This window comes from Stieleria maiorica, from assembly GCF_008035925.1.
GTDB classification, from domain to species: Bacteria; Planctomycetota; Planctomycetia; order Pirellulales; family Pirellulaceae; genus Stieleria; species Stieleria maiorica.
Genome location: NZ_CP036264.1, coordinates 4,665,814 through 4,689,772, shown reverse-complemented (window position 1 = coordinate 4,689,772; position 23,959 = coordinate 4,665,814). Strand labels below are relative to the sequence as shown.

Annotated in this window: 15 protein-coding genes and 1 tRNA gene; 9 read left to right on the top strand and 7 right to left on the bottom strand. The window is 59.1% G+C overall.

Annotated features, from left to right (window positions below):
* Positions 1-64: 64 nt before the first annotated feature.
* Positions 65-2,893, bottom strand: a complete 2,829-nt coding sequence (locus Mal15_RS15870; RefSeq protein ID WP_147868664.1) for a PSD1 and planctomycete cytochrome C domain-containing protein — start codon at positions 2,891-2,893, stop codon at positions 65-67.
* A 207-nt stretch (positions 2,894-3,100) separates the two neighbouring features.
* On the opposite strand from Mal15_RS15870, the gene Mal15_RS15865 reads away from it, so the two are divergent.
* The 8 genes from Mal15_RS15865 (at position 3,101) to Mal15_RS15830 (ending at position 12,992) form a co-directional block, all read left to right on the top strand.
* Positions 3,101-3,562, top strand: a complete 462-nt coding sequence (locus Mal15_RS15865) for a hypothetical protein (protein ID WP_147868663.1) — start codon at positions 3,101-3,103, stop codon at positions 3,560-3,562.
* Positions 3,563-3,830: 268 nt separating this feature from the next.
* The gene (locus tag Mal15_RS15860) at positions 3,831-5,492 is read left to right on the top strand and encodes a prenyltransferase/squalene oxidase repeat-containing protein (protein WP_233903484.1); all 1,662 of its coding nucleotides are present in this window, start codon (positions 3,831-3,833) and stop codon (positions 5,490-5,492) included.
* 752 nt (positions 5,493-6,244) lie between these two features.
* Complete coding sequence (locus tag Mal15_RS15855) at positions 6,245-6,922, top strand: sigma-70 family RNA polymerase sigma factor (protein WP_147868662.1); 678 nt, start codon at positions 6,245-6,247, stop codon at positions 6,920-6,922.
* Positions 6,922-9,468, top strand: coding sequence for a serine/threonine-protein kinase (locus Mal15_RS15850; protein ID WP_147868661.1), 2,547 nt, complete (start codon positions 6,922-6,924; stop codon positions 9,466-9,468). Before Mal15_RS15855 ends, Mal15_RS15850 begins: the two co-directional genes overlap by 1 nt.
* A complete protein-coding gene (locus Mal15_RS15845; RefSeq protein ID WP_147868660.1) occupies positions 9,465-10,853 on the top strand; it encodes a hypothetical protein in 1,389 nt (462 codons plus the stop codon). Before Mal15_RS15850 ends, Mal15_RS15845 begins: the two co-directional genes overlap by 4 nt.
* Positions 10,854-11,095: 242 nt before the next feature.
* On the top strand, positions 11,096-11,668 hold the full coding sequence (locus Mal15_RS15840; protein WP_147868659.1) for a hypothetical protein: 573 nt from the start codon (positions 11,096-11,098) through the stop codon (positions 11,666-11,668).
* A 117-nt stretch (positions 11,669-11,785) separates the two neighbouring features.
* Positions 11,786-12,322: a hypothetical protein gene (locus tag Mal15_RS15835; protein WP_147868658.1), complete on the top strand. Its 537-nt coding sequence runs from the start codon at positions 11,786-11,788 to the stop codon at positions 12,320-12,322.
* A gap of 85 nt (positions 12,323-12,407) precedes the next feature.
* Positions 12,408-12,992, top strand: a complete 585-nt coding sequence (locus Mal15_RS15830) for a sugar O-acetyltransferase (protein WP_147868657.1) — start codon at positions 12,408-12,410, stop codon at positions 12,990-12,992.
* 297 nt (positions 12,993-13,289) lie between these two features.
* Here Mal15_RS15830 and Mal15_RS15825 read toward each other — a convergent pair.
* Together Mal15_RS15825 and Mal15_RS15820 are read right to left on the bottom strand one after the other, a co-directional pair.
* Positions 13,290-13,372 (bottom strand) — tRNA-Ser (locus Mal15_RS15825).
* A gap of 144 nt (positions 13,373-13,516) precedes the next feature.
* Positions 13,517-13,843, bottom strand: coding sequence for a hypothetical protein (locus tag Mal15_RS15820; RefSeq protein WP_147868656.1), 327 nt, complete (start codon positions 13,841-13,843; stop codon positions 13,517-13,519).
* A 232-nt stretch (positions 13,844-14,075) separates the two neighbouring features.
* On the opposite strand from Mal15_RS15820, the gene lysS reads away from it, so the two are divergent.
* Entirely contained in the window at positions 14,076-15,683 is a 1,608-nt protein-coding gene (gene lysS / locus Mal15_RS15815; protein WP_147868655.1) for a lysine--tRNA ligase, read from the top strand.
* Positions 15,684-15,787: 104 nt separating this feature from the next.
* Here the strand turns inward: lysS and Mal15_RS15810 are convergent, their stop codons facing one another.
* Genes Mal15_RS15810 through Mal15_RS15790 form a run of 4 tightly spaced genes read right to left on the bottom strand, consistent with a single transcriptional unit; the run spans position 15,788 to position 23,957 of the window.
* A complete protein-coding gene (locus tag Mal15_RS15810; protein WP_147868654.1) occupies positions 15,788-16,882 on the bottom strand; it encodes a hypothetical protein in 1,095 nt (364 codons plus the stop codon).
* Positions 16,883-16,907: 25 nt separating this feature from the next.
* Entirely contained in the window at positions 16,908-18,734 is a 1,827-nt protein-coding gene (locus Mal15_RS34115; RefSeq protein WP_167546847.1) for a hypothetical protein, read from the bottom strand.
* 23 nt (positions 18,735-18,757) lie between these two features.
* Positions 18,758-21,118: a polyketide synthase gene (locus Mal15_RS15795; RefSeq protein WP_147868652.1), complete on the bottom strand. Its 2,361-nt coding sequence runs from the start codon at positions 21,116-21,118 to the stop codon at positions 18,758-18,760.
* Between the two features lie 16 nt (positions 21,119-21,134).
* Positions 21,135-23,957, bottom strand: a complete 2,823-nt coding sequence (locus Mal15_RS15790) for a VWA domain-containing protein (protein ID WP_233903482.1) — start codon at positions 23,955-23,957, stop codon at positions 21,135-21,137.
* Positions 23,958-23,959 lie beyond the last annotated feature (2 nt).

Here is a 23,959-nt window from a genome sequence, read left to right as displayed (position 1 = left end):
CTGCGAAGCAGCGACCGCGGGCGGCTAAATCCTGAACACAACACGTATGCCCGGGGAAGATTGATCAGGGATAGAATAAAAACTCGTTGCTGTTGAACATCGCTCGGCAAAGTGTTTCCAAGCCAAACTCGCGTATGACAGGGATTGCCTGGTGCAATTCGTCGTGTTCGGGATCTCGATTGAAAACGACTTGATAGGCACGTCTTATCTGGTCGCCAATTTCGTCGCCCGCTTCCGCCGCCACTCGCTCGGCCAACGCCGCCGCGGTCTCGATCGTGAACCGACTGTTCAACAGGTTCAATGCCTGAATCGGCGTGGTGGATTCGATCCGGCGGGCAGTGCTTTGGCCTGCGTCGGGGCAATCAAATGCGCCGAATACAGCATCTCGCTCCCGTCGGACTTTGTGCGCGTAGATCATCCGCCGCAAACCATCATCTCCGAACGAGTCGACCGGCGTAAACCCGGACAATCCACCGCGTTTGTTGAACAGATTGAATCCACGACCGCCCATTTTCAGGTTCAATTGGCCGCTGGCGGCTAGCATCGCATCGCGAATGGCTTCGGCTTCTAAGCGTCGCGATGGATAACGCCACAACAGCCGAACATCGGCGTCCACCGCCGCCGCTTGGGGATCGAACTGGTTCGATTGCCGGTAAGTCGATGACAAAACGATCAGCCGGTGCATGTGTTTGATCGACCAGCCCGAACGAATGAATTCCTGTGCCAGCCAGTCCAACAGCCTTGGGTGCGTGGGAGCCGTCCCGTTGCGGCCGAAATCATTTGGGGTGTCGACCAGTCCGATGCCGAAGTGCCCTTGCCAGATCCGGTTGACCATCACCCGGGCGGTGAGCGGGTTCTGTGGGTCGGCGATCCAGTCAGCCAGTGCGCGACGGCGTTGTTGTTCAGCGGCCTCGATCGGCAGGGCCAGCTCGCCGATTGCACTCAATACCGCGGGAGCAACGGCCTCGCGAGGCTGCTCGGGATCGCCGCGGTGGAGTCGGTGAATCTCGTCAGGTTGGCGAAAGGTCCCCGCAAACGCGACCTGGCCACGCTCGGCAGCCTTGATCCTTTGTTCCAGCGAACGCTTTTCACCTAGCAAGCGATTTGCCAGTCGCGTTTCATCGTCGTTTAGCCCCACGGTCGAAAATCGGTCGATGTTGATGGCAGCATTGACGCTCGCTCGCTGGGGCGGGACGTGTTTCACCGTCCGCAGTTGATCGATCGATGAGCCGGCTTCCAAGGTGTACGCCGTGGCAAGCCGATCGGTGAATTTGCCGTTTCGATCACGACTCCAGACGACCTTCGCGATCCGAGCGGAATCGGGCAATTCAAACATCACCCATCCGGTGCCTTTGGAATCGGACATCCAACTTCGCGAGTTACCGAATTGGCCATCGTTGATGTGTTCCAGTTTGTGGTTGGACGACATACGGCTGCCAGACGCGGTCACCTTGGTGCCGTGGGATGCCAGTGCCACGTTGCGCGGTTCCGCTTCGTCGGTGAAGATTTGAACCTCATCCAGACACGGTTCGATCAATCCCAGGCTGGGATGCAAATTGGCATCATGAATCGTAAAACGCACGAACCTTGCATCCAGCGGTTCAAACGTCTCGGTATTCTCACGAGCATTGCTGGTGTACGTTTCCAGTTCCTGATCGACGCGTGGTCTGGCCGGCGGGACCAGCAAGGCCAATCGATCGTCGATCTCCGCCACACGCTCGCGAAACGCATCCGCCTGTCGCTCCAACGCCTCGCTGTGTGGCGTGCGCAGTTTGCGATCGCCGTATTCCACACCGGCGACAAACGCCTGCATGCTGTAATAGTCCTTCGCGGTGATCGGATCGAATTTGTGGTCGTGACAACGGGCACAACCGACACTCATCCCCAGAAAGGTCTGCGAGACGTTGTTCACGATTTCGTCCAATGCGTCTTGGCGAGCCAACCGCATCGACGGCGCGTCCTTGCCGATCTGTCCAGGCAGCAAGACCGACGCGGTCACCAGAAACCCCGTTGCCGCGTCAGCCCCCAGAGCATCGCCGGCGATCTGTTCTTTGATGAATCGGTCGTAGGGCGTGTCCGCGTTCATCGCGGCGATCACGTAGTCTCGGTAAGGCCACGCGTTGGGTCGCTCGGTGTTGACTTCAAACCCATGGGTGTCCGCATAACGCACGACGTCCAACCAGTGTTGTGCCCAGCGTTCGCCGTAACGAGGCGATTGAAGCAACCGGTTCACCGCGATGGCGTAGGCCGCTTCGCCGCGTCGGGCCTGCTCGATGAACTCGTTGACCTCCCGCGGCGTCGGTGGCAGTCCGGTCAAGTCAACACTGACGCGTCGCAACCAGCTCACCACGTCCGCTTCGGGCGCTGGCGACAAACCGTCCTGCTCCAATCGCGAGAGCACGAAGCGATCGATCGAACCGCGAGGCCAATCGCCACGTTGGACTTCGGGAGCGGTCGGAGACGTCATCGGTTTGAACGACCAGTGATCCAGCCGATCTTCCAATTCGGCCAGATCCACCCCATCGGGCCACAGGGCTCCGGAATCGATCCACTCGGTTAACACTGCGATCTCAGCTGCTGAGAGCGGATCCCCCTCAGGCGGCATGCGTGAATCAACGTCTTCGCTGGTGACCAGTTCGATGATCGGGCTCTCGCTCGCTCGCCCGGCAACCAGACTCGGCCCCCATCCGTCAACTCCCTTGAACGCCTCCGATTTGATGTCCAGCCGCAATCCGCTTTTCTGGCTCTCCGCCCCATGACAGGAGACGCAATGTTTCTGAAAGATCGGTTGCACGTCGCGGACAAAATCGATCTCCGCGGCTTGAATTCCAACTGACAGCACGACCGTCAACCAAAACGGCCCCCAAGCAGCTTGCCAAAAACTTCGGTGCATCGGTTTCCTGCCCAACCGGTGATGTGAAAAACGAAGCATCATTCTAACCAGAACGCAGGGGGGCATGCGTTCGGTCGGCGACACGGGGCATTTCGTCGAATTTCAAATTCGTCGTGACGCTCACTTCGCGGATGTTCCCCTAATGAAACAGTGAGCCCGACAGCGGCTCCGTCTTTTCTCAAATCAGCGCACGCGCGGAGGTGTATCGTGATCGGTCGACAATCAGTCTTGTTCTTGGGTGTGGGGTTGGCGTCCTTAATGATGTTCTCGTCCGGTCAGGCCGTTGCCCAATGCAACGGCGGCGGAGGCAGCGGCGGTGGGCGGGGAGGTGGAATGCCGACCGGCAGCGCGACGCCGCTGATCCAGACGAATCCTTACGCCACCAACACGCTGGCGTCTCTTTATCCCCAATCGACGGTTTTGACGCCCCAGCAGTATGCCGCCGGCGTCCAAAACCAGATTCAGGCGTTGGCGTACCAAAACGCGCTGCGTCAGCGTCTGGCGCGCGCCGAATACGAAGAACGCATCTTGCCGATGCGGCTGGCGCGGGCCGAAGCCAAACGGGCGGCGCGCGCTGCTCGGATCGCCGCGCTGGTTGAAAAGCAGAATCGCGAGTCCGGTGGGGATTCCAGCGATCGCTACGCGTTTGTTTCGACCACCGCCAAGTAGCCGCGACGTTTCATTGACAGGGCAGCGCCACGATGACCGCCAATCGTAGCTACCTTCGCCAGAAGGTAGCCCCCGTCACCAATCGTAGCTACCTTCACCAGAAGGTGGTCTGACTTGGTTTCAACCCTTTGGCACGTGGTATTTCGCCGTTGTGGAGTTGCCCGCCGAACCGCTCCATCGCATTGGGCAATTGAACGCCCGCCGTCGTAGCATTTCATTCAGTCGTCCTGCGCGGCCCAACTTGCTTCTCTCACGCATAGACCGCTCGATGCAAAACTCTTCGCACTCCACGGTCATGACGCCGATGCTGCCCCCCGTCGTGACGCCTCCTCGGCGGCCGACACGGATCAACCCGCCGCGTCAGAGTCGCTGGGGGGGTGAAAGGTCCAGTGGCGCGGCCGCGTTCCCATCGCCGCTGGAGCAACCAACGGCCGACACACCGCCGCCCGCTACACCAACGCCCTCTACACCAACGGCTGACGGCACGGAATCATTCGAAGGTCGTTTTCACTACCGAACGCTTCAACGCAAGCTCGAAGAGATGCCGGCGTGGCTGTTCAGTTTGATCGTCCACCTGCTGTTGCTGCTGTTGCTGGCCTTCATCAGCACCTCGTCCGGCCAGATCGGAGACCTGGTTTTGACCATCACTCAAGGCACCGACGCAGCAACGGACGAGTTTGTCGAGTTTTCGATCGAACCGATCCAGCTGGAGGATTTGACGGCCGAAACGGTGCTTGAGCCGGAAATGGACATCGATCCCTTAGACACGGCTGCGTCGATCGAATTAGCTTCACTGGCACCGGTGCTGAAGTCCGACGAGCTGGCCGCCCAGCCCTCGATCATCGAACTGCCACCGTCTCGGCAAAATATGTTTGGCGGCCGCAGCGGTGCGATGAAACAAGAATTGCTTCGAAAGTCCGGTGGGACGCAGGCGACCGAAGACGCCGTTGCGTTGGGGCTGGAATGGTTGAAACGCCAGCAACTCGGTGACGGCAGTTGGAGTCTGCGCGGGCCGTATTCCGACGGCGCCCGAACGGAGAACAAGGTCAGCGCGACCGCGATGGCCATGATCGCGATGATGGGGGCGGGCAGCACGCACGAGAAAGGTCCGTACCGGAAGGAATTGATGCGCGCCGTCCGCTGGCTGGTCAAACAACAAGACCGCCAAGGATTCATGGCGGTCCGAGCGGCGCCGCACGAAAAGATGTACGCACAAGCTCAGGCCATGATCGCACTGTGCGAGTTGTACGCGATGAGCCGTGACACTTGGCTTCTCACCTACGCTCAACGCTCGTGTGACTTTGCCGTCCAGGCCCAGTCATCACAAGGCGGTTGGCGGTATCAGCCACGTTTCGATAGCGACACCTCGGTCACCGGCTGGTTTGTGATGGGGCTGAAAAGCGGCGAAGCGGCCGGGTTGGATGTCGATCCATCGGTCTGGCCCGCTGTTGGGCGGTACCTCGATTCGGTCAGTGCGAGCCGGCAAAACGACGACTACTACGCAGTGGGCTATTCGTACATGGTCGGCGATGTGGCGTCACCGTCGATGACCGCCGAAGCGTTGCTGTGTCGTCAATACATGGGATGGCATCGCAATGTGCCCGGCATGACCCAAGGCTTGGGGGCGTTGGTCCGCAACCATCCGATCAGCTTTCGTGAACCCGATGTCTATTATTGGTACTACGCCACCCAGGCCCTGCATCACTACGGCGGCCCGCTCTGGACGCAGTGGAACGACAAACTGAAAACCGAACTGCCGGTCCACCAGGTGGTTCGGGGGCGCGAGCGCGGCAGTTGGTCCCCGCAAAACGACGCCTGGGGCCGCCACGCCGGACGGCTCTACACGACCTGCTTCTCCCTGTACTGCCTGGAAGTCTACTACCGCCACATGCCGCTGTACGATCCAGAGTCGGGCGCTGAAGACCTTTGATTTGGGCAGCTCCACCGCGACGTCGCTGCCTGGGCTGTGCAATCCGTGGATTTTGCGGTGGTTCAGAAACCCAGCGAAATCATACCGCGATGAAGCTTCGACTCACCGCAGCCATGGGGCGACGAAACACCAGTGACATCAGCCGATTCGCGCAAGCGTTCGGGCCCTCTGGCGTTTGGGTACCAGCGTCGATGGAGGCCCGTAGTCCAACGCCAATGCCACCTTCTTTCGATCACAAACTGAGCCGTAGGCGCTAGCCTCGGGCCTTAAAAGTCTTGAAGGGCAATCCAAGGCCCGCGGCTAGCGCCGTCGGCTCATAAAGTAGGTGGCATTGGGCTGGCGTCAAACGGCTGATCCCAAGCGGGTTTCGCGGAATCGAAAACCCCCAACGAATCGGGCGATATTGCGCAGCCCAGGCGGTGCCATCGAACGCGGCATGGAGGGGAAAGGGGCGTAAACCTCTGGCAGCACGGGGGTAAAAACCGCTGACATCTTTCCCACCTTTTGACGCAAATAGCGTGACACCATCAAAGATGAATGTCCCTTTTGACGTTGAAAGTGCGCATTGCACTCCAGGACGGGTAAAACCAAGCATTCTGCCATCACCAACCGCCGCCTTTTGCCCCTCGGCCTGGTGGTCGATCCGAACCGGTGCAGCGGGTGTTCGGTTCCCTGATCAACCGTCGCCGGTAAAAATCGACTGAAAACACTTTTCTAACGACCTCGCGTTTTTCTACTCCTCAATCAGCACCATGGTCGCCACCGAATCCTCACTACCATCCCGTTCCTCCCAGACGCCGTCGGCAATCGAAGTCGACTGCGATGCGGAATTCCTGGAACTGCTCGCCCACGCCCGTAGCGGCAACCGCGACGCGCTCGGGCAATTGTTGCAGTGGTACAGCAACTACCTGACGATATTGGCCAGCTCACAGCTCGACCGCCGCCTCCGCCGCCGGTTAAACCCGTCGGACATCGTGCAAGAAGCGATGCTGGCGGCCCATCAGGACTTTGCGTGCTTTCGTGGCACCAGTCAGGGCGAATTGCTGTGTTGGTTGCGAACCATTTTGATCCACACGTTGCACCGCAGTTTTAAAATGCACGTCAAGGTGGAAAAGCGGGATATCCGCCGCGAGGTTTCCTTGGAATCGGTCAGCCAGCGGATGGAGAATTCGGCGTGCAACTTGGCCGGACTGTTGCCGGCCAGAGATCCTTCGCCCAGTGCCCCGCTGCGGGAGCGTGAAGATGCCGTGCGATTGGCCGATCAGCTCAGCCAGCTTCGGCCCCAGTACCGCGAGGTCATCGTGTTGCGTGTCCTGCAAGGCCTTTCGTTTGACGAGATCGCCCAACGGATGGACCGAAACTGCGGCGCCGTCCGAATGCTTTGGCTGCGGGCACTGGATAGCTTCAAAACCACGGTTGCGGCGAACTGATGGTAGCGTTGAACCAATCTCAGCTGGATGACAGTCGCTCGGATCCTTTGGGGCTGGAGCATCTGAGCGAAGAACAGCAATCGCGATTGACCGAGTTGCTCGATCAGTATCTGATCGCGCTGGAGAACGGACAACGATTGAATGTCGACCAGGTGTCCCGCGAGAACCCGGACCTTGCGGAAGTCTTCGCGAGCTATTTGGAAAAACTGGATGCGTTGTACGGCGTAGTGCCTGGGTTCCAGGATCCGACGGAAACGCCCTCGCCGGAACACACGGACAAGATGACCCTGGGCGATTACACGATTCTGCGTGAAATCGGTCGCGGCGGAATGGGGATCGTCTATGAAGCCAGCCAGCAATCACTCGATCGTCGCGTCGCGATCAAGCTGCTGCCGTTGGCGTCGCTGCTCGATGCGCGTCAAATCGCTCGCTTTAGAAACGAAGCCCACGCCGCCGGATTACTTCAACATCCAAACATCGTTCCGATTTACAGCGTCGGCAGCGAGCGTGGCGTGCATTATTACGCGATGCAGTTCATCGACGGCGAGACGATCGACGAGGTGGTGTCGCGCGGCCGCACGGGGTCTTCGGCGGGATTGCAGGCAGGGGCGACGCAGATCATCCGCTGGGCGATCGACATCGCCGGCGCGCTTCAGGTCGCTCATGAGAACGGCGTGATCCATCGAGACGTCAAACCATCCAACTTGATGCTGGATCAGGCGGGGAAAATCTGGATCACCGACTTCGGTCTTGCACGCCGCCAAACGGATGTCACCTTGACGCGGTCCGGTGACGTGATCGGAACGATGCGGTACATGAGCCCCGAGCAGGCGCGTGGTCAGACCGCCCTGATCGACGGACGGGCGGACGTTTATTCGCTCGCAGCGACGTTGTACGAAATGCTGACACTGCGTCCGGCCCACGACGGGGCGGACGCACCGACGATTTTGAAACAGATCGATCAACAAGAGGTCACGCCGTTACGCAGTCTTCGCCCCGATCTTCCTCGCGATCTGGAAACCGTGATCGCCAAAGCGATGTCAAAATGCCGCGAGGGACGCTATGACACCGCGGCGGACTTCGCCGCCGATTTGACCCGCATCCTCGAAGGCCAACCGACCATCGCTCGACCGCCTTCGATCGCCGATCGCGTCGGCCGCTTTGCAGCCATGCATCGCAGCGTGGTGATGACCGGTGCGGTGGTCGTCTCGCTGGGCTTTATCGGTTCCGCATTCATGAACGCCAAACTGGCGGCGGCGAAACAGGAATCCGATGCCAGCGCCATCCGCGCGATGCGGGGCGAGGCGGAAGCTCGGGATGCCGTCGATCGACTCGGTTTGCGAGGTGCTGAACAGCTTGCCAACATCCCCGCCGCCGATTCGGTGCGCCGTCAATTGCTGATCGACACCCTGGACTACTACCAGCGGTTCGCTGCCGGAGCGATGAGTGATCCGCAATTGCGCGAAGACTTGGCGGTGACGCTCGGCAAGATCGGTTCGCTGCATGCGGAACTGGGCGACAGTGACAACGCGCTTGTCTCGCTGACCGAAAGCGAGTCGCTCTACGCACATCTCGCCGGCCGGCCGAACGCCACCGATGGCATCCGTCTGGATTGGTCCACCAGCCAAAACAATCTGGCCCAAGCACACGTTCGATCCGGAAACCTCACCGAAGCGGCCCGCTACTTTGCCCGCGCAATCGCCACCCAACGAACGATCGCCGATCGGACACGTGGCGAACAAAAACTGACAACGACTTTGGCGCTGGCGACCACTTTAAACAATCTCGGCTTGTTGCTCAGCCAAACCGATGCGAGCGCGAAGGCCGAAGAGACGTACATGGAAGCTATCGATCTGCTGACCGCCGATGGGGCACCGACCGACAATGGTTTTCGACAACAACTCGCCACCGTCCGCGCCAACCTGAGTGGTTTGCTGACCAGCACGTCACCCGACCGCGCGGTCGAGTATGCTCTGCAGGCTCTTTCCGGCCAACTCGATACCCTCCAGGCCGATCGTGGCAACGCGAAACTGGCGACTCAAACGATCGTTACGCTCAACACACTCGGTGCCGCGCAATCGGCCGCACAGCATCCTCTGGACGCCATCAATACCTTCAATCGTGCGATCGAAATCGGCCACGAACTGCTCGCCCGCTGGCCCGAACACGCCGCTTATCGCCGCGATCTGGTCCTCAGCTACAACCATTTGGGATTGGCGTATTCCAAGGCCGGAGGCGTCGCCAATGCCCGGGCGGCGTTTGACGAAGCGCTCACGCTCGGTCGTCCGCTCGCGACCCGGTTCAGCACCGATGCGGAAACTCGCAGCATGCTCGGTGGAGTGCTGAACAACCTCGGGTTCTTGCACCAACAACGCGGCGACGATTCGGCCGCCGCCCAGGCCTACCAAGAGGCGATCCAACATCAATCCGCCGCCGTGCGACTGGCTCCGCAAGTGAAGCGATTCCGAGACTATTTGAAAAAGCATCAGCAGAACTATCGCACGGTCGCTTCGACCGACACCTCGATTCAAAAGGCCGCCTCATGAGTGTCGCCGACGCACCACGAGCCCTGTTGCTCGAACGACTGGAATCCCGCTGCATGCTCGCCGGCGAAACGCTGTTGCATGCCGCGCATTGGCAGCCCAGGCAAAATGAACGTTTCGATTCACGCGACCGTCTCGATCAGCCCGCAATCATCTCCGGTGCGTTCAGTTCCATTTCGCAAAAGCAATCGTCGCGTCTCGATCGTGGACTGGTTCATCAATCATCGCCGCTCCGTTCACATGCGAAATTGGATGGAGAGCGACCGCGTGTCGAGTCCCCACACTTGGTGACTTCGCAGGGAGATTGGTTCCGCAATGTGTCCGCGCACGTTGGACATCAACGACAAAGTTTCAGTGTGCAGCGGGCATCGTCTTTACCGGCTTTCAATGTGATCCGCGTGCAGTTCTTTGTCTCGGAGGAAACGACGGCTCGTTCGGAACGTGGGTTCCCAACCGTGTCCGCTGCCGAGCGGCAAGGGACATCGATCAGCGTCCAGGTCGGAAATCTTGGTACCGGAGTAATCGGCGACACGATCAGCGAAGAAAGTGTGGCGAGCTCTAAGAGCGACGCGCCCGAAACCTTTTCTGAGGCACAGGTTTCCAATCCTGGACCCGCGACAGCGAACGGTCGCAACGTGCCGCAGACACAGGCCGATGTCCTCGTTCGCGCCCGAGGGGTCGTCAGTGACGCGATTTCAGCGTCGGACACGCCCAAATCGACCAGCACACGGACAACCGATGCGGTGGCGGAGTTGACGCTGCCGGCCGATCCGCTGCGATTGAAAACGGTGAACGTCGATCAGATGTTTGACGTAACGATCATTCACCTTCACTCCTTCCATGGTGAAACTCAATCGTCCGACGCATCCGCCTCCGACTCGTCGTGGGAACTAGGCATCGAGGCGTTGCAGCGACTTCGTGACATCGCCGATGACACCAGCGATGGTGCGAGCCGCACCGAGCTTCGTGTGGTCGATCAAGCGATCGTCGATTGGTTCGGCGGGGCGACCGGTTTGATCGACGACATCCGCTGTGAAACGGAACTGCCCGCAATCGCCCAAAACATCAACGCGTCGCTGGTCGAAGTCGTCCTGGATGCGACGGTCGGAATGCACCGCAGCGTCGGGCTGATCGCCGACTCGGGAGTCGACGGCGAAGAGAGTCCGGCGAGCAAACTCCGCGGCGAAATCCTCGCGGTCATCGCAGAGGAGTTTGCCGGCGCGATCGCCAGCGAGGGACAGCCGCGTGTGGATTCCGTCGACGCCCCGTCCCCGATCCGACATTCCGGGATCGCCTACCCCGGCGCCCTCATCGTCGCCGGCCTACTCGCTATCAGCACCCGCCGCCGCACACGACAAAGTGTAGAACCGTTGTCCGGCCAAGTGTAGAACCGTTGTCCCCAACTGTTCCCCACTGACCGCAGCGCGGTCACCCGATCATACCGCTCAGCCGCGGCGGCTGAGCCGAGGCCAAATAGGGACGACGATTCCACACTGCGAATCACCCTCATAGCCAGGCTCCGCCCTGGCACGCACTGTCCCAATCGCCCCGCCACGAAAATAGAGCCCTGTCAACGCACTTCATCATCGACGCATCAAAGTCCGCCAGCTCCCCAAAGCGGGTGGAGCCCATGATCAGCAGTCCGACTGCTGATAAGATGCGTCGATCACGGCAGACGGACTGCCAGGTATTCACCGTTCTGTTTTCGTCTATGACACGCTTTTCGCTACGAACACTTTTGATCGCTACGGCTGTGATTGCTGTGCTCATGGCATTTCCGATCCGGCGTGCCATTGATCAGAAACGCGGACGCGAATGGGTGGCCTCTCAAAGCGGCCATGTTAGTTTCTCTTGCAAATACAATGCGCTGACGAATGAGTGGGACCACAACGCGTCGCCTAACGCGCCCGGATGGCTAATCGACGCCGTCGGCATCGACTTCTTTGATACTGTCGATACGGTGGTGCTGGACAACATGGAGGTGACCGACTTGTCTCCGATTACGGATTTGTACAGTTTGCGGCAACTTGCCATTCATATCGAGATCGATGACAAACTCAACTTCGCGCCCTTGGCTGAGCTTCCAAACTTAGAGCTTGTCTATCTCGATTACACCGACATCAGCGCCGAAAGACTTGCTGAACTACGTGATCTACTTCCGAACGTCCGTGTGGACGCAACGAACCATCCTCCTCCAGACTGACCCGGCGACGTCCTGATGGATGGTCTTTCCGGGCAGGCTTCATCTGAGCAGTCGTTCTTGCGAGACGTTGGCGATGTGACATACTGAACGCAACACGCAAAACCGACGATCAAAGCCATGAACCGGAGCGGCGAAGTCGGGCGATTCTGCAATGGACCATCGATCTTCGCCGACCGGTTACGGCAGGCGTTCGTTATTTCGGCCAGTGAAGTGAATCCTTACGATCCTCCGTCCGAATCGCTCGACAATACAAGTGATGTCGCGGGGACCGTGCGTGATCGACGTGGGCCAGCGCTCTACATCGTCATTGGCGCCTTGGTTGGCGGATTTGCATCTTTACCCTTTCTTGCGGTGCGAAGCCCATTGGCGTTCGTCACGATACTCGTTGGTTGTGTGTCCGGCGGCTTGCTCTACCGATCGGTATCGAGTGGTTGGCCCGTTGACGAAACTGTTCGCCGTCGCCAGCTCATTTACGCGTTCATTGCTGCGGTCCTTCCTCCTCTTGTACTCGCCCTCACTGCAAATGATGAAGGTCAAGCGATCGCCTACGCGTTTATCGGCGCTGTGGTCGGCGGGTCGGTCGCCTGCGGTATACTTGTCAGCGGCACGAAACGCCAAATGATGGACGACACCAATGGACGGACGGCAGATTAACAGAAATGCGTAGGATCCTATCATTCGACGGCGTCTGAGGCGAAGCGCCGCCAACCCTTCATCGCGATTCGATCATCACGCTGGCATGGATCAACGCTTTCAATCCGATGGTCGGTCGAATCGCGAGCGGATGCTCAGTGGTGATCAATACATCGCGGATGATCCTGAGCTTCAGCGGGAAGCCGATCGTGCGGCGAACCTGGTTGCTGCATTCAACACATTGGCAGGCGACGACCATTCCGGCCGCGATCGCATTCTTCGCAAATTGCTCGGTCGTGTTGGCAAAGGGACTGTTGTTCGCCCTCCCTTCCGATGTGATTATGGATACCAGACACACCTCGGGACGCGGGTTTTCGCCAACTGGGGGCTGATCTGTCTCGACGTGGCTCGGATTGAGATCGGTGATGATGTCCAAATCGGTCCCAATGTGCAGCTCCTCACTGCGACGCACCCGATTGAACCCGAACCACGTCGAGCGAAGTGGGAAGGATCACGGCCGATCACGATCGCAGACAACGTCTGGCTTGCGGGCGGCGTCATCGTCTGCCCGGGTGTTACCATTGGTGCCAATACGGTCGTCGGTGCCGGTGCGGTCGTAACTCGCGACCTTCCCGCAAACGTTGTTGCTGTCGGCAACCCTGCGAGAATTCTGCGTGCGATTGAGGATTAGAACCACAACCAAGCGCATTAGTCGTCGAAGCGATGGGCCTGTGAAGGGCGCACCCAGTTGGGAATGGTGCCACCCACTGGGAATGGAGTTGGGAATGGTGCCACCCACGAATTCAACGAGTACCTTGGAATTGCTAGCAGCCGAGCGTTGGCCGTGAAATTGATGGGTGGCACCAATTGACTGGTGGATGGGTGGCACCAATTGACTGGTGGCACCAATTGACTCTCTTGGCACACAGGAGCGTGCCAAAAAAAACACCTCGAAAACACGGTGGTTTTCGAGGTGTTTTGATCACAGCGGAGGACACGGGACTCGAACCCGCAACCGGTTGCCCGGCAACTGATTTCGAATCAGTCTGCTTGCCAATTCGCTTATCCTCCTGGCAGGACGGCAGCGACTTGTGCGGTCGCTGCCGGTGTAGAGAGAAGTGTAAATCACACTTCGGGTTCAGGGCAAGTGCCGGTCGACGCGTGATTCTTGCGGGGAGCAAGACTCATCGGCGCCGTCACTCGCCGATTTATTTATTAATGGGTGTGGTAGACCTTGAACCCAAATTCTTTGAACCATTTTTCCCACTTGACCGCTTCGGCGTGGGTTTTGACCGGCAGGGTCCGCTCCTTGGGGCAGCGGTATTTGACGTCCATGTGACCGTTGTGCTGCTCCTTTTTCACTTCACAGCCCAGCTTTTTCAGGGTTGCGGCGATCGTGTCGGCCTTTTTTTCGTCATGGATGTGCTTGGCTTTCCATTCCTTGCACTGGAAATGGACCACTTCGGCTGCCGAGACGTCGCTCGAGGCGGTCACCAGACTGCTTGCAACGAGGATCAGGGCGAGGGCGAGAAAACGATGCATGGGGGACTCGGATTCGATCGTTGGTGGGAGGGGAAAGGGCATGTCGCAACGTTAGGATGACGGCGAACACGGAATACGAGTGGTCTGAATAGTCGACCGCCCTGATCCAGGTCAAGACAACTCGCTCGCCCCTCGCCTTGTCAAAACGGGCGTTCGACTCGACAATTCGCCCCCAAAGCGTCGGAAATCCGGTTGGTTTCGGCGGCATTTTCATACCCAATCAGCAGTCAAGATGAATCAAAACCCCGACGGCGGCAACGGAAATGGAACTTCCGACGACGGTGATGTGACCGATCCGAGAGTGGCTCGCCGCGAAAAACTGCGACAGATTGAAGCGATGGGGATCGATCCCTATGGCTCTCGCTTTGACGACCGCACGCTGATCGGCGATTGCCGCAAGCGGATCTCGGAAATCAAGTTTCAAACCAAAGACGGCACGCTGCTGGAGTTACCCGATGTCGAATCCGACGACGTCGACTACCGCCAGTGGAAATCCGACAACGGTCCGGGTGAAGAGATCGGGCCGACCGTGCGTGTCGCCGGCCGAATCATGCTGGCCCGGCCGGCCGGCAAGCTGATCTTTCTGAACATCAAAGATTGGACGGGTTCGATTCAGATTTTCATCGGCAAAAAACAGGTCGGTGAAAACGACTTCGCGCTGGCAAAACTGTTCGATCTGGGGGATTTGATCGCCGCCGAAGGTCGGTTGGGCCGTACCAACACGGGCGAGCTGACGGTGTTTGCCGAAAAACTGACGTTCCAGACCAAGATGCTGGATCCGCCGCCGGAAAAACACGCCGGGCTGACCAACCCCGAGCTGAAGCAGCGGATGCGCTACGCCGACTTGGCGTTCAACGACGGCACCATGGAAACGTTCCTGAACCGAACGCGAATCATCAAATCGGTCCGCGCGACGCTCGACGCCGACGGGTTTTGCGAAGTCGAAGGCCCGACGTTGCACACCGTGGCCGGGGGAGCCGCGGCGCGACCCTTTGAAACGCACCACAACGCGCTCGACATGGGGTTGACCATGCGAATCGCCCTCGAACTGCACCTGAAACGTCTGATGGTCGGGGGCATGGAACGCGTCTATGAACTCGGTCGCGTTTATCGCAACGAAGGCCTGAGTCCGCGCCACAACCCCGAATTCACGATGCTGGAGGTCTATCAGGCCTATGGCGACTACGTTTCGATGATGGATTTGACCGAGCGGGTGATCTGTGACGCGATCGAAGCCATCGGTGGTGGTTACCAACGCGAGTACGGCGGCAAAACGATTGACTTCACTCCGCCGTTTAAACGGGCCACCTATGCCGAGCTCTTCCAAGAAGCGACCGGGATCGATGAAACCGACGACGCGGCCGTGATCGAGTATGCCAAGAAGCTGGGGCTGGATCCGGAACACAAACACCCCGATGTGATCCGCAACGAGATCTTTGAAGAGAAGGTCGAAGACACGCTGGAAGGCCCGATCTTTGTGATCGATTACCCGGCCAGTATTTGTCCGCTGACCAAACGCAAGCGAGATAACCCGGCGATCGCGGAACGATTTGAGTTGTTTATCAGTGGCATGGAGTTGGCCAACGCCTACACCGAATTGAACGACCCCGACTTGCAACAGAAACTGTTTGAAACGCAGTTAGAAGGTTTGGATGACGAAGAATCGATGGCCAAGATGGACCACGATTTCATCCGGGCGCTGCGTCACGCGATGCCGCCGGCCGGTGGGCTGGGAATCGGAATCGATCGGCTGGTGATGATCCTGACCGGCCAGAAATCGATTCGCGACGTGATTCTGTTCCCGGTATTGCGGCCGAGCAAACGGTCGGAAAACGGGTGATCCGTACGTAGGCGGCCCTTCCGGGCCGTCGATCGTGAAGGCGACCGCCCGGAAGGGCCGCCGTACAAAGAGATCGGCTAAAGTCTAGACACCAACGGCGCCAGTTAGCCGTCGGTGGCTCGTTTGCGGAAGTAGGCTTCGATGGCGTCGCGGTAATGGGTGGGCAGATCCCGGCTGATCTTTTGCAGGGCCTCTTTCCGCTCGGCCGGTGGCAGATTTCCCCAGCCGTCATCGTCGCCCAGATTCTTTTTCTTGACGTTTCCGTCACCGCTGCCGCCGGCAATTTGGCTGTCCTGCATCGGTGATTCCTGACCGCTTTGCGGATCGCCCCCCGAACCGCTGCCGCCGGACTGTTGTTGCTGTTGCTGCTGCTGTTGTTGCTCTTCAAGCTTGTCGATCAGCTTGGTGAGCTTGTCGATGATCTTCTGCTCCTGATTTTCGACTGTTTCGTCGCTGCGACCCAGATCCAGCCGCCGGGTGACGTCGGTCATCAGTCGTGAAATCTCATCGAGCGAATCTTCTTTCAACGGTTTGATGTCGGCGACCATCAGTTTTGCCAGCCGGGAAAATCGCACCGGGCAATCCTGTTCGTTTTCGAGCAGCATCCGCAAATCCGCGAGCGCTTCGTTTTTCATCAGTAGCGCGTGATAGCAGGCACCGCGATAGAACAGTGAACTGGCCGGATCGACCGACTCGGTCACATCGACTTCGGCGATCACCGGCAGTGCCTCGTCGTACAAGCGAGAGCGCACCAGCAGTCGTCCCAACCAGGTTCGAACGCTCATCCGGATCGGCTTGGGCAGCGATTCGATTTCGGCATAGTCCGCGGCCGACGGATCGATGCTGGCTGCGGCGGCGAGAGGGTCTTTGGCGGCAATTTCGGCGAGCCGCTCGACCGCTTCGGTCAGGCTTGCGACCGCGCTGACGAAGGCGTCCAGCGGGTCATCATCGCCTTGTTCCAGTTGCTGCCGAAACCGTTCAGACGCCTCCGCGCTGGCTGCCGGTAGGGCACCGTAGTCGTCCAGTGACCCGCGCAGCACCATCGACATCTGATCGCCGTCAAGCACCTTCCAGCTCTGCCGACTCTCCAGCGACTGATCCGCCATCGCGGACGACGCCAGCAGGAAGACCGCGAAACAGTAAGCCGGGACAGTACAGAGAAAACTCCGCCGCTTCTGGAAGGTTCGGTTACGAATCACAATGGTCCGCCTGTGTTGGAGTCGCTTACTGATTGCGCTGCATCACCAAGTCACGCGTTATTTTGTACAGTTTGGCCTGGCGATCGGACAAGTTCTTTAGCAGAGGAAGCACATCCTGTGCCGATGTCTCATCCGATTGTAGGAGTTCGGCATAACGTTGTGTCGTCGATTTGATCCTTGTTTCCATGGTTCGGATCAGTTTCAGCTCGGAAATCGCGCCCACCAACGGCTGTTCTCCCGGCTGTCCGGCTTGTTGGGGCGCCGATTGGCCCTGTTGTTTTTGCTTCTCCAAGTCGCGCTGCGCTTGTTGCAAAGCCGCAATCATTTCTTCGATCGCGGCGAGGACATCTTGTTGAATGCCTTGTGTGATGGCATCAATCTGAGTTTTGCTCAATCGCTGGGCAATGCGGTCACTCTCGTCACGGATCTGCGCCACCACCTCGGGGAAGGCAACACTGGACCCCTCTTCGCGGAGGAGCAGCATGGCCCGATCGGCTTCGACGGTGACCTGTTTCTGGTCGAAGGACAGGTCACCGGACTTCAAGTCTGTTTGGCGATTGCGTTGCGATTTCGGCGTTGCGGCCAACTCGGCCGTGTCGTCGATCAGTTTGGATTGCATTGCAGCCATTTTCTTGAGACGACTTTCCAGTCGGGCAAGTTCCCTCTGCATCTCTTCTTCGCGTAGCTGACGCAGGATTTGCTCCAATTCGTCAATCGCCTGCCGCAGATTCTCCTCGGCCGCCAACTGGTCCTCGATCGCTTCGTCACGTTTCGACTGCTCGAGATCCTGTTCGGCCTGCCGCATCTTTTCGATCGCCTGCTGCAGTTTCTCTTCCGCCTGCTGCTGCGGCGTCTTAGGCTGCTGTCCCTGCTGTCCCTGCTGTCCCTGCTGTCCCTGCTGTCCCTGCTGTCCCTGCTGTCCCTGCTGTCCCTGCTGTCCCTGCTGTCCCTGCTGTCCCTGCTGGCCCTGCTGGCCGGATTCCCCTTCCTTGGACTCTCCTTCCTTGGACTCTCCTTCCTTGGACTCTCCTTCCTTGGACTCCCCTTCCTTGGACTCTCCTTCCTTGGACTCCCCTTCCTTGGACTCTCCTTCCTTGGACTCTCCTTCCTTGGACTCTCCTTCCTTGGACTCTCCTTCCTTGGACTCTCCTTCCTTGGACTCTCCTTCCTTGGACTCCCCTTCCTTGGACTCCCCTTCCTTGGACTCCCCTTCCTTGGACCCCCCTTCTTTGGACTCCCCTTCCGACGATTCTCCGTTCTTGTCCGCGAGTTGCTCTTTCAACGCTTCGCCACGGTCACCGATGGACTCCTGCTCTTTTTCGAGTTGATCCAGGTCCGCTCCATTTTCGGTTCGCGCTCGGGTACTTCGCTGGGAGCGTTCGATTCGTTTCAGGTCCTTGATCATTTTCGCCAACCGTTCTTTTTCATCGCGGATTCGGTTGGCGCGATCCTCGCTGGTCAGCAGTTTCAAGATCTCGGCGAGACCCGCACTGGCGGAATCCTGGTTGGCGACTGCATCGGAGAATTTTTCATTGCGGAGCGCGTCACTCGCCTTGCGCAGCTGTTGCAGCACAAATTTTTCGCGTGACTGCTTTGCCGCCTGACGCAACAACGCCGCTCGATCGGGATTCTCAGCGGCTTCGACATCTGCCAGACGCAACAGCAGTTCTTCCAGCTTTTGGTAGCGGTCAGCGACACCGGCTTGGCGGAGCACTAAATCGGACTCTTGGGCGTCGCCGATATCGCAGCACAAAAACGAGACCAGGACGACGCATAGGACGGCCAAGCTGCACCGCCGACGCAGATGCGGGGCTTGGCGATTCGACTGACCCGTCGAGGCGTAGTTCCACATTGTGTTTTCCACGTCAGTTGCGGCTATTTGAAGAGGTCTTTGACACGGTTTTTGCGTTCTTCCTGGGTATCTTCCTTGAGCTGTTCTTGGTCCTGAATCAGACCGCGAACCAAATCCAGCAATTCATTGTAGCTTTCCAAGTCCAGCATCTTCTCCAAAACGGCCGTCAGCTCCAATAGCACCTGGTCGGTCGTTTGAATCGCTGCTTCGGTGTGGTTCAGGGCCGACTGCGGTTGGTCGATGGAATCTTCGATTGCGCGGATCTGCTGTTGTAGCTGATCCATGGAATCGTTCACAATTTGCCGTAGCGGGTCGCGGACCCCGCTGCCGAGTCTTTCCTGGCGGTCTTTGGAGTCGACCCGGTTGTTGACCATCTCCAGCAGCAGGTCGTCGAGTGACTCGGCGATTCCGGTTAATTCTTCGGTTGTTTTGCTCGCCTGCAAACCGCTTTGCTGGACTCGCAATCCGATGATCCGGAGCTCGCGCTGACGCGTTTGCTGTTCTGTTTCCCCTTGCTGGCGTTCCATCGATAGTTCGAATCGGTCGGCTTGAAATCCCGCCAGCTGCTCGCGAAGCCCTTGGGTTTCGGTGACGGTCTGTTCCAATCGCGTGCGAAGTCCCAGTTCTCGACGCTCCAGCAACGTCAACAGTTCTTCGGGGGTGACGACCTGCAGCCGAAAAATCTCGCTGGAGGTCAAATGGGTGCCTTCCAGATCGTATCCGTCGCGCGCTTCGGCGTAGACACTGATGGCGCCGCCGGGTTTGAGTGCGGGAATGCGTCCGGAATTGGTCAATTCACGCAGATCGATGACGGCTTCGGCGTGTCCGTCGCGGTCCGGTTGCAGGGGTTGAGCGATCGGCTCGTCTGCTGTCGTCGGCAAATCGCCGGCTTCGCGGTTCTCATCCTCGGGTCCGTCGTCTTGCTGTGCGCCGGTGCTGGGCGCGACCAGCGCCGTCACCGACTCGACTCCGTAATCATCTTCGGCGACGCATTCCAGCGGCAAACGAGCGATCGGAGTGACCGCGGACTGGATCCCTACCAGCGACAGCGAAACGCTGGGCGGTTCATCAAGGATGGCGCCGAGAAAATAGCGAAACGGAGCTTGAGCGCTGATCCCGCTGGGGTCAGAGGGAACGAGTCGGATGGCAGTCGGGCTGCGGAAATGGTCCAGGTTTAACTTCACCGAACGGCGGTCATCGGAAAACTGCAGATTGGTCAGCCGCGTTTCCTGGCCGTCGGATTCGAGGACTGCATCCATGTCACCGAGCGGCAGACTTGAAACGGCCTCCAACGTCACGCGACTGCCTTCGCTGATTCGCAACCCCGCTTGGTAAGTCGTTTCCAAGTCATAGGCGGCCCCGTTTTCGCCGCCGGCGTCACGAAGGTATTCCGGATAGCGGACATTGACCTCCATCGACGCGATCGCGGGCGGTTCAACCGCTTCGATCCGGTAGTCGGTCAGTCGATCGTCGAGCCCCTGGATTGAAAACGAGAACGACGAAGCCAGATTGCTGAGCGGCGGCCCATCGAGCACAAAGGACTGGTAACCGTCCCGCTCACGTCCCACCCGCCGCATGTTGGATTGTCCGCGCGTGCCGTCATCGGTTTCATAGTAGACGGTGCAGGCCGAGGGGACTTCGGCATCCTCGGCTGCGGCGCGGATCCGAAGCGTACCGCTGCTGCCGGTGGGCAAACGCATCACTCCGTTTTCAAACGCGAGTCTGTCAGGATCGGAATCTTGGATGTTCGATGCGCTGACGGTTGGCAAATCCACGCCGACCATTTCCAACTTCGCCCGCCGCGGCCAACGAGCGTCCGACAACAGCGTCAAACGAGCCGCCGCGCGGGCAAACGCGTTGGGGCTGTAGGCCGCAAACACCAATGCCAACAACAACAACGGTCCCGCGATGGCCGCCTTTTGTAACAGCGGCTGCATTCGAAACACGCGTCCCGGGTCCACTTCGTCCACCGATTGCGACGCTTCGCGGTGAACCAGACGCAACAGATCAGGTGAATGTGAATCGCCCGAACGACCGGGGCGGCTGAGTTGAACGGCCGTCACCAAACGGCCCGCCAATTTCGGATGGTGACGTTCGACCAACAGCGCCAAACTGTCATCGGGCAACGGACGGACCAACCGATCGATCAACATCCGAACCACGATCACAAACACCGCCAAACCGACCGCGGACAACAGGATCCCACGCGCCGAACGCGGCATCTCGGTGCCCCCGAGCGTGACCGGCACGTAGTCAACCAGCAGCCCGACCCAAAACGCCGACAGTACTACCGCCAGAATCGCCAACACCGAATCCCAAACCACGTAGCGGCGAATCCGCCCACGGAGCGATTGAAGCAACGATTGGAGTTCAGGATCAAGCATTCGATTCAGGTTTTACCTACGCGAGTCGGTGGAGTCGGCGGATCACCCATTCCATTGTCAGCGCACTGGCGATCAGCCACAACAGCATCGCGTTTCGCCGTTCGGTGAAAATGGCGTCGGGCGTCCCGGGCAGAATCGTGATTTGGGGTTGGGGGCGAATGGTGCTGACAATGTCTTCAGCCAGTGTTTGACCGGAGGCATCCGCGTCAACTTTCCAGTATTTTCCGCCGGTGGTCCGGGCCAGGCTGTCCAGGTCTTCATCGTTGCGCCGTGGCCGTTCCAATTCGACGGTCGGCAAGCGAACTTGCACGTTTTGCCGAAACACCTCTTCGTTCAAAGCGTCTCCCAGGGTCAGCCGCAATTCGTGATTGCCGTCGGTCCGGACCACGAATCGTCCGCTGTAGATTCCCGGTCGCGATTCGCCTTCGACGGGCGTCAAGCGGACATCTTCGACCCCCTTGGGTGTGATCAGCTTTGCCTTCACCTCCGGCAGCGTCAGCGGTTCGAATTGTTCGTCGGTCAAGACGGCGCGGACCGTGATGGTGTCGCCTACCATCGCCCGGGGCGTGTCGACCAACAACAATCCGCGGTTGCTGTCGCGCAGCAATCGACCTTCGCTGACCCAGCGGATCAATTTGGTGTAGTAACTGTCAAAGTACGCATCGCTTTCACGCCGCATCCGCCACATCTCCCCACTGCCTTGGAAAAACACGCGGCCGGCGCCGTAGAACTGGCTGGCCATGTACACCGGCAGCGAATCGGAAATCCGCGTGGTCGGGTCAGAGAAATACGCATACACCTTGGCGATCGGTTTGGCAGCTTTGACACCGACGTAATCGTAGACGCCGCCGAAGGAATCCCAGGCTTCGAAGCTGGTTGCCGGATCATCGGTCACCCACAGAAATTCGGCACGCCGTGCTTCGGGGGTGAATTCCAACGGCCACGCCGTTTCGCCGCCCTCACGGCCCGATCCCATCATCAGCCCGCGGCTGGAAAACGTGACCGGAAAGAAACTCGCGATGCGGGCGACACGGGGATCGGTCCGCAGCCGCAACCAACGCGGGTGATAAACCGGACCGCCGACGATGATCAGCCCGCCCGACTGCGACGCCAACCAACGGTCCAAAAGATCGATCGACGCGGCGGGGATCTGTGTCCAATCGGGATCGAACATCGCGATCGCGTCATACTCGAACAACTCAGCCGGGGTCGCGGGAAACTCCGTCAACAACTGATCGGCATCCTGGCTCATCCCCGGTTGTCCGGTTTGCAACCAGGTGTCCAGGCGGATTGATTTTTCGCGGTGCAACAGGTTTCGAACGAAGCGGTATTCGCGTGTCGGACCACCGGCGATGGTCAGAACGCGTAGCTTTCGTGCGACAACCTCATACCGCGCGTCACTGACGTCGTCCTTTTGGTTTTGGTCCTTTTCGACCGGCAAGATGCGAATCGCTAATCGACGACGTCCCACCGACTCGGGTTCCATTTCGAATTTGATCCCGACCAGCGAACCATCGCCGGACAGCGTCACACTTTGGGAATCGACCACTTCGGTCGGCAACGCGCCCGAGGCGTTGCCGTCGGTCGTGGTGGAATCCAATCCATCGAGCAGCTGCACTTGGATTTTCAATGAGTCGCCACCGGTGGCCTGAAGCACGGCGGAGACGGCGAACTTGTCGTTGGGATAAACCCGTTTGGGCGCGTCCAGATCGACCACCCGTACATTTGTCGGCGGCTCGCTGCTGCCCAGTCCGACCGGGTAAACCGACACTTCACCTCGCTTGGCGAGCGCCATCGCGGAGGCGACGTTGCTGCCACCATTGTTTTGCCCGTCGGTCATCAGCACGATCCCGGCTAACGTCGTCGGATCATGGCTGGCCAAGACGTTGCTAATCGCATCACCGATGCGGCTTTGCGATGCAGAGGCCGCGATCGCTTCTTCCCAGTTGAGCACTTTGATCGGTGGCTGTGCCGGCTCGGCGTCGTCGCCCGATTCAGACCCCTCGGCATCGTCCTGTTGTGACAATTCGTCGTCGGCAAATCCGACCAGCGATGCAAACGAACGCGTCGTCGAACTGCTGTATGCAAAACCGCACATCAAAATACCGACGCACATGGTGACTGCGGTTGCCCCCAGCAACCATCCCAGGCCCTCGCGGCCGCCTCCGGTTTGAGAATCCGGCGTCGGAGCGGACAAGCCACCCACCAACAGCGAGGAAAGCGACAGGACAAACGCCAGCCCCAATAGAATCATTCCGGTGACGGCGACCGGTGACGGACGGCGCGGTGGAGCGAGATTGTCAACCGAATCTTCGGCCTGCACCGACCCCTCGGTGTTACCGCCATTGGTTTGCAGCAGCAGCGGCTCGGGGGCGTCGCCGAAGCTGTACACGTTGACGCGGTGTTGTTGGCCGAGACGATTGATCAATTCATGGTCCGCCAGAATCTCCGCGGCGCGTTTGGCACGGCTGTCGCTGCCGAGCGTATCGGATTCCGCCAGCGACATGCTTTGGCTGGTATCGACCAACACGACGACTTCGCTGGGACGCAAGACTTCGCGTTGGGTACGACGTTGAAGGTCGAAAAAGAAGAACAGCAAGGCGACGACGATCGTCAATCGAAGGAAGATCAGCGTGATGCCGACCGATCGTGACAACTCGGCGGTGTCGCGACGATAGAAACGCGCACAACCAAAGATCACCACCGCGGTCGAGATCAGCAGCAGGGCCCACCACCACCAGCCTTCGATCGAACCGGCGCGGGCGAATTCATAGACGGTGCTTTCTAATGCCATCCCGCCGTCGCCCGGGAGAGTGGACTGGTCCAGTGTTTCTTGCACGC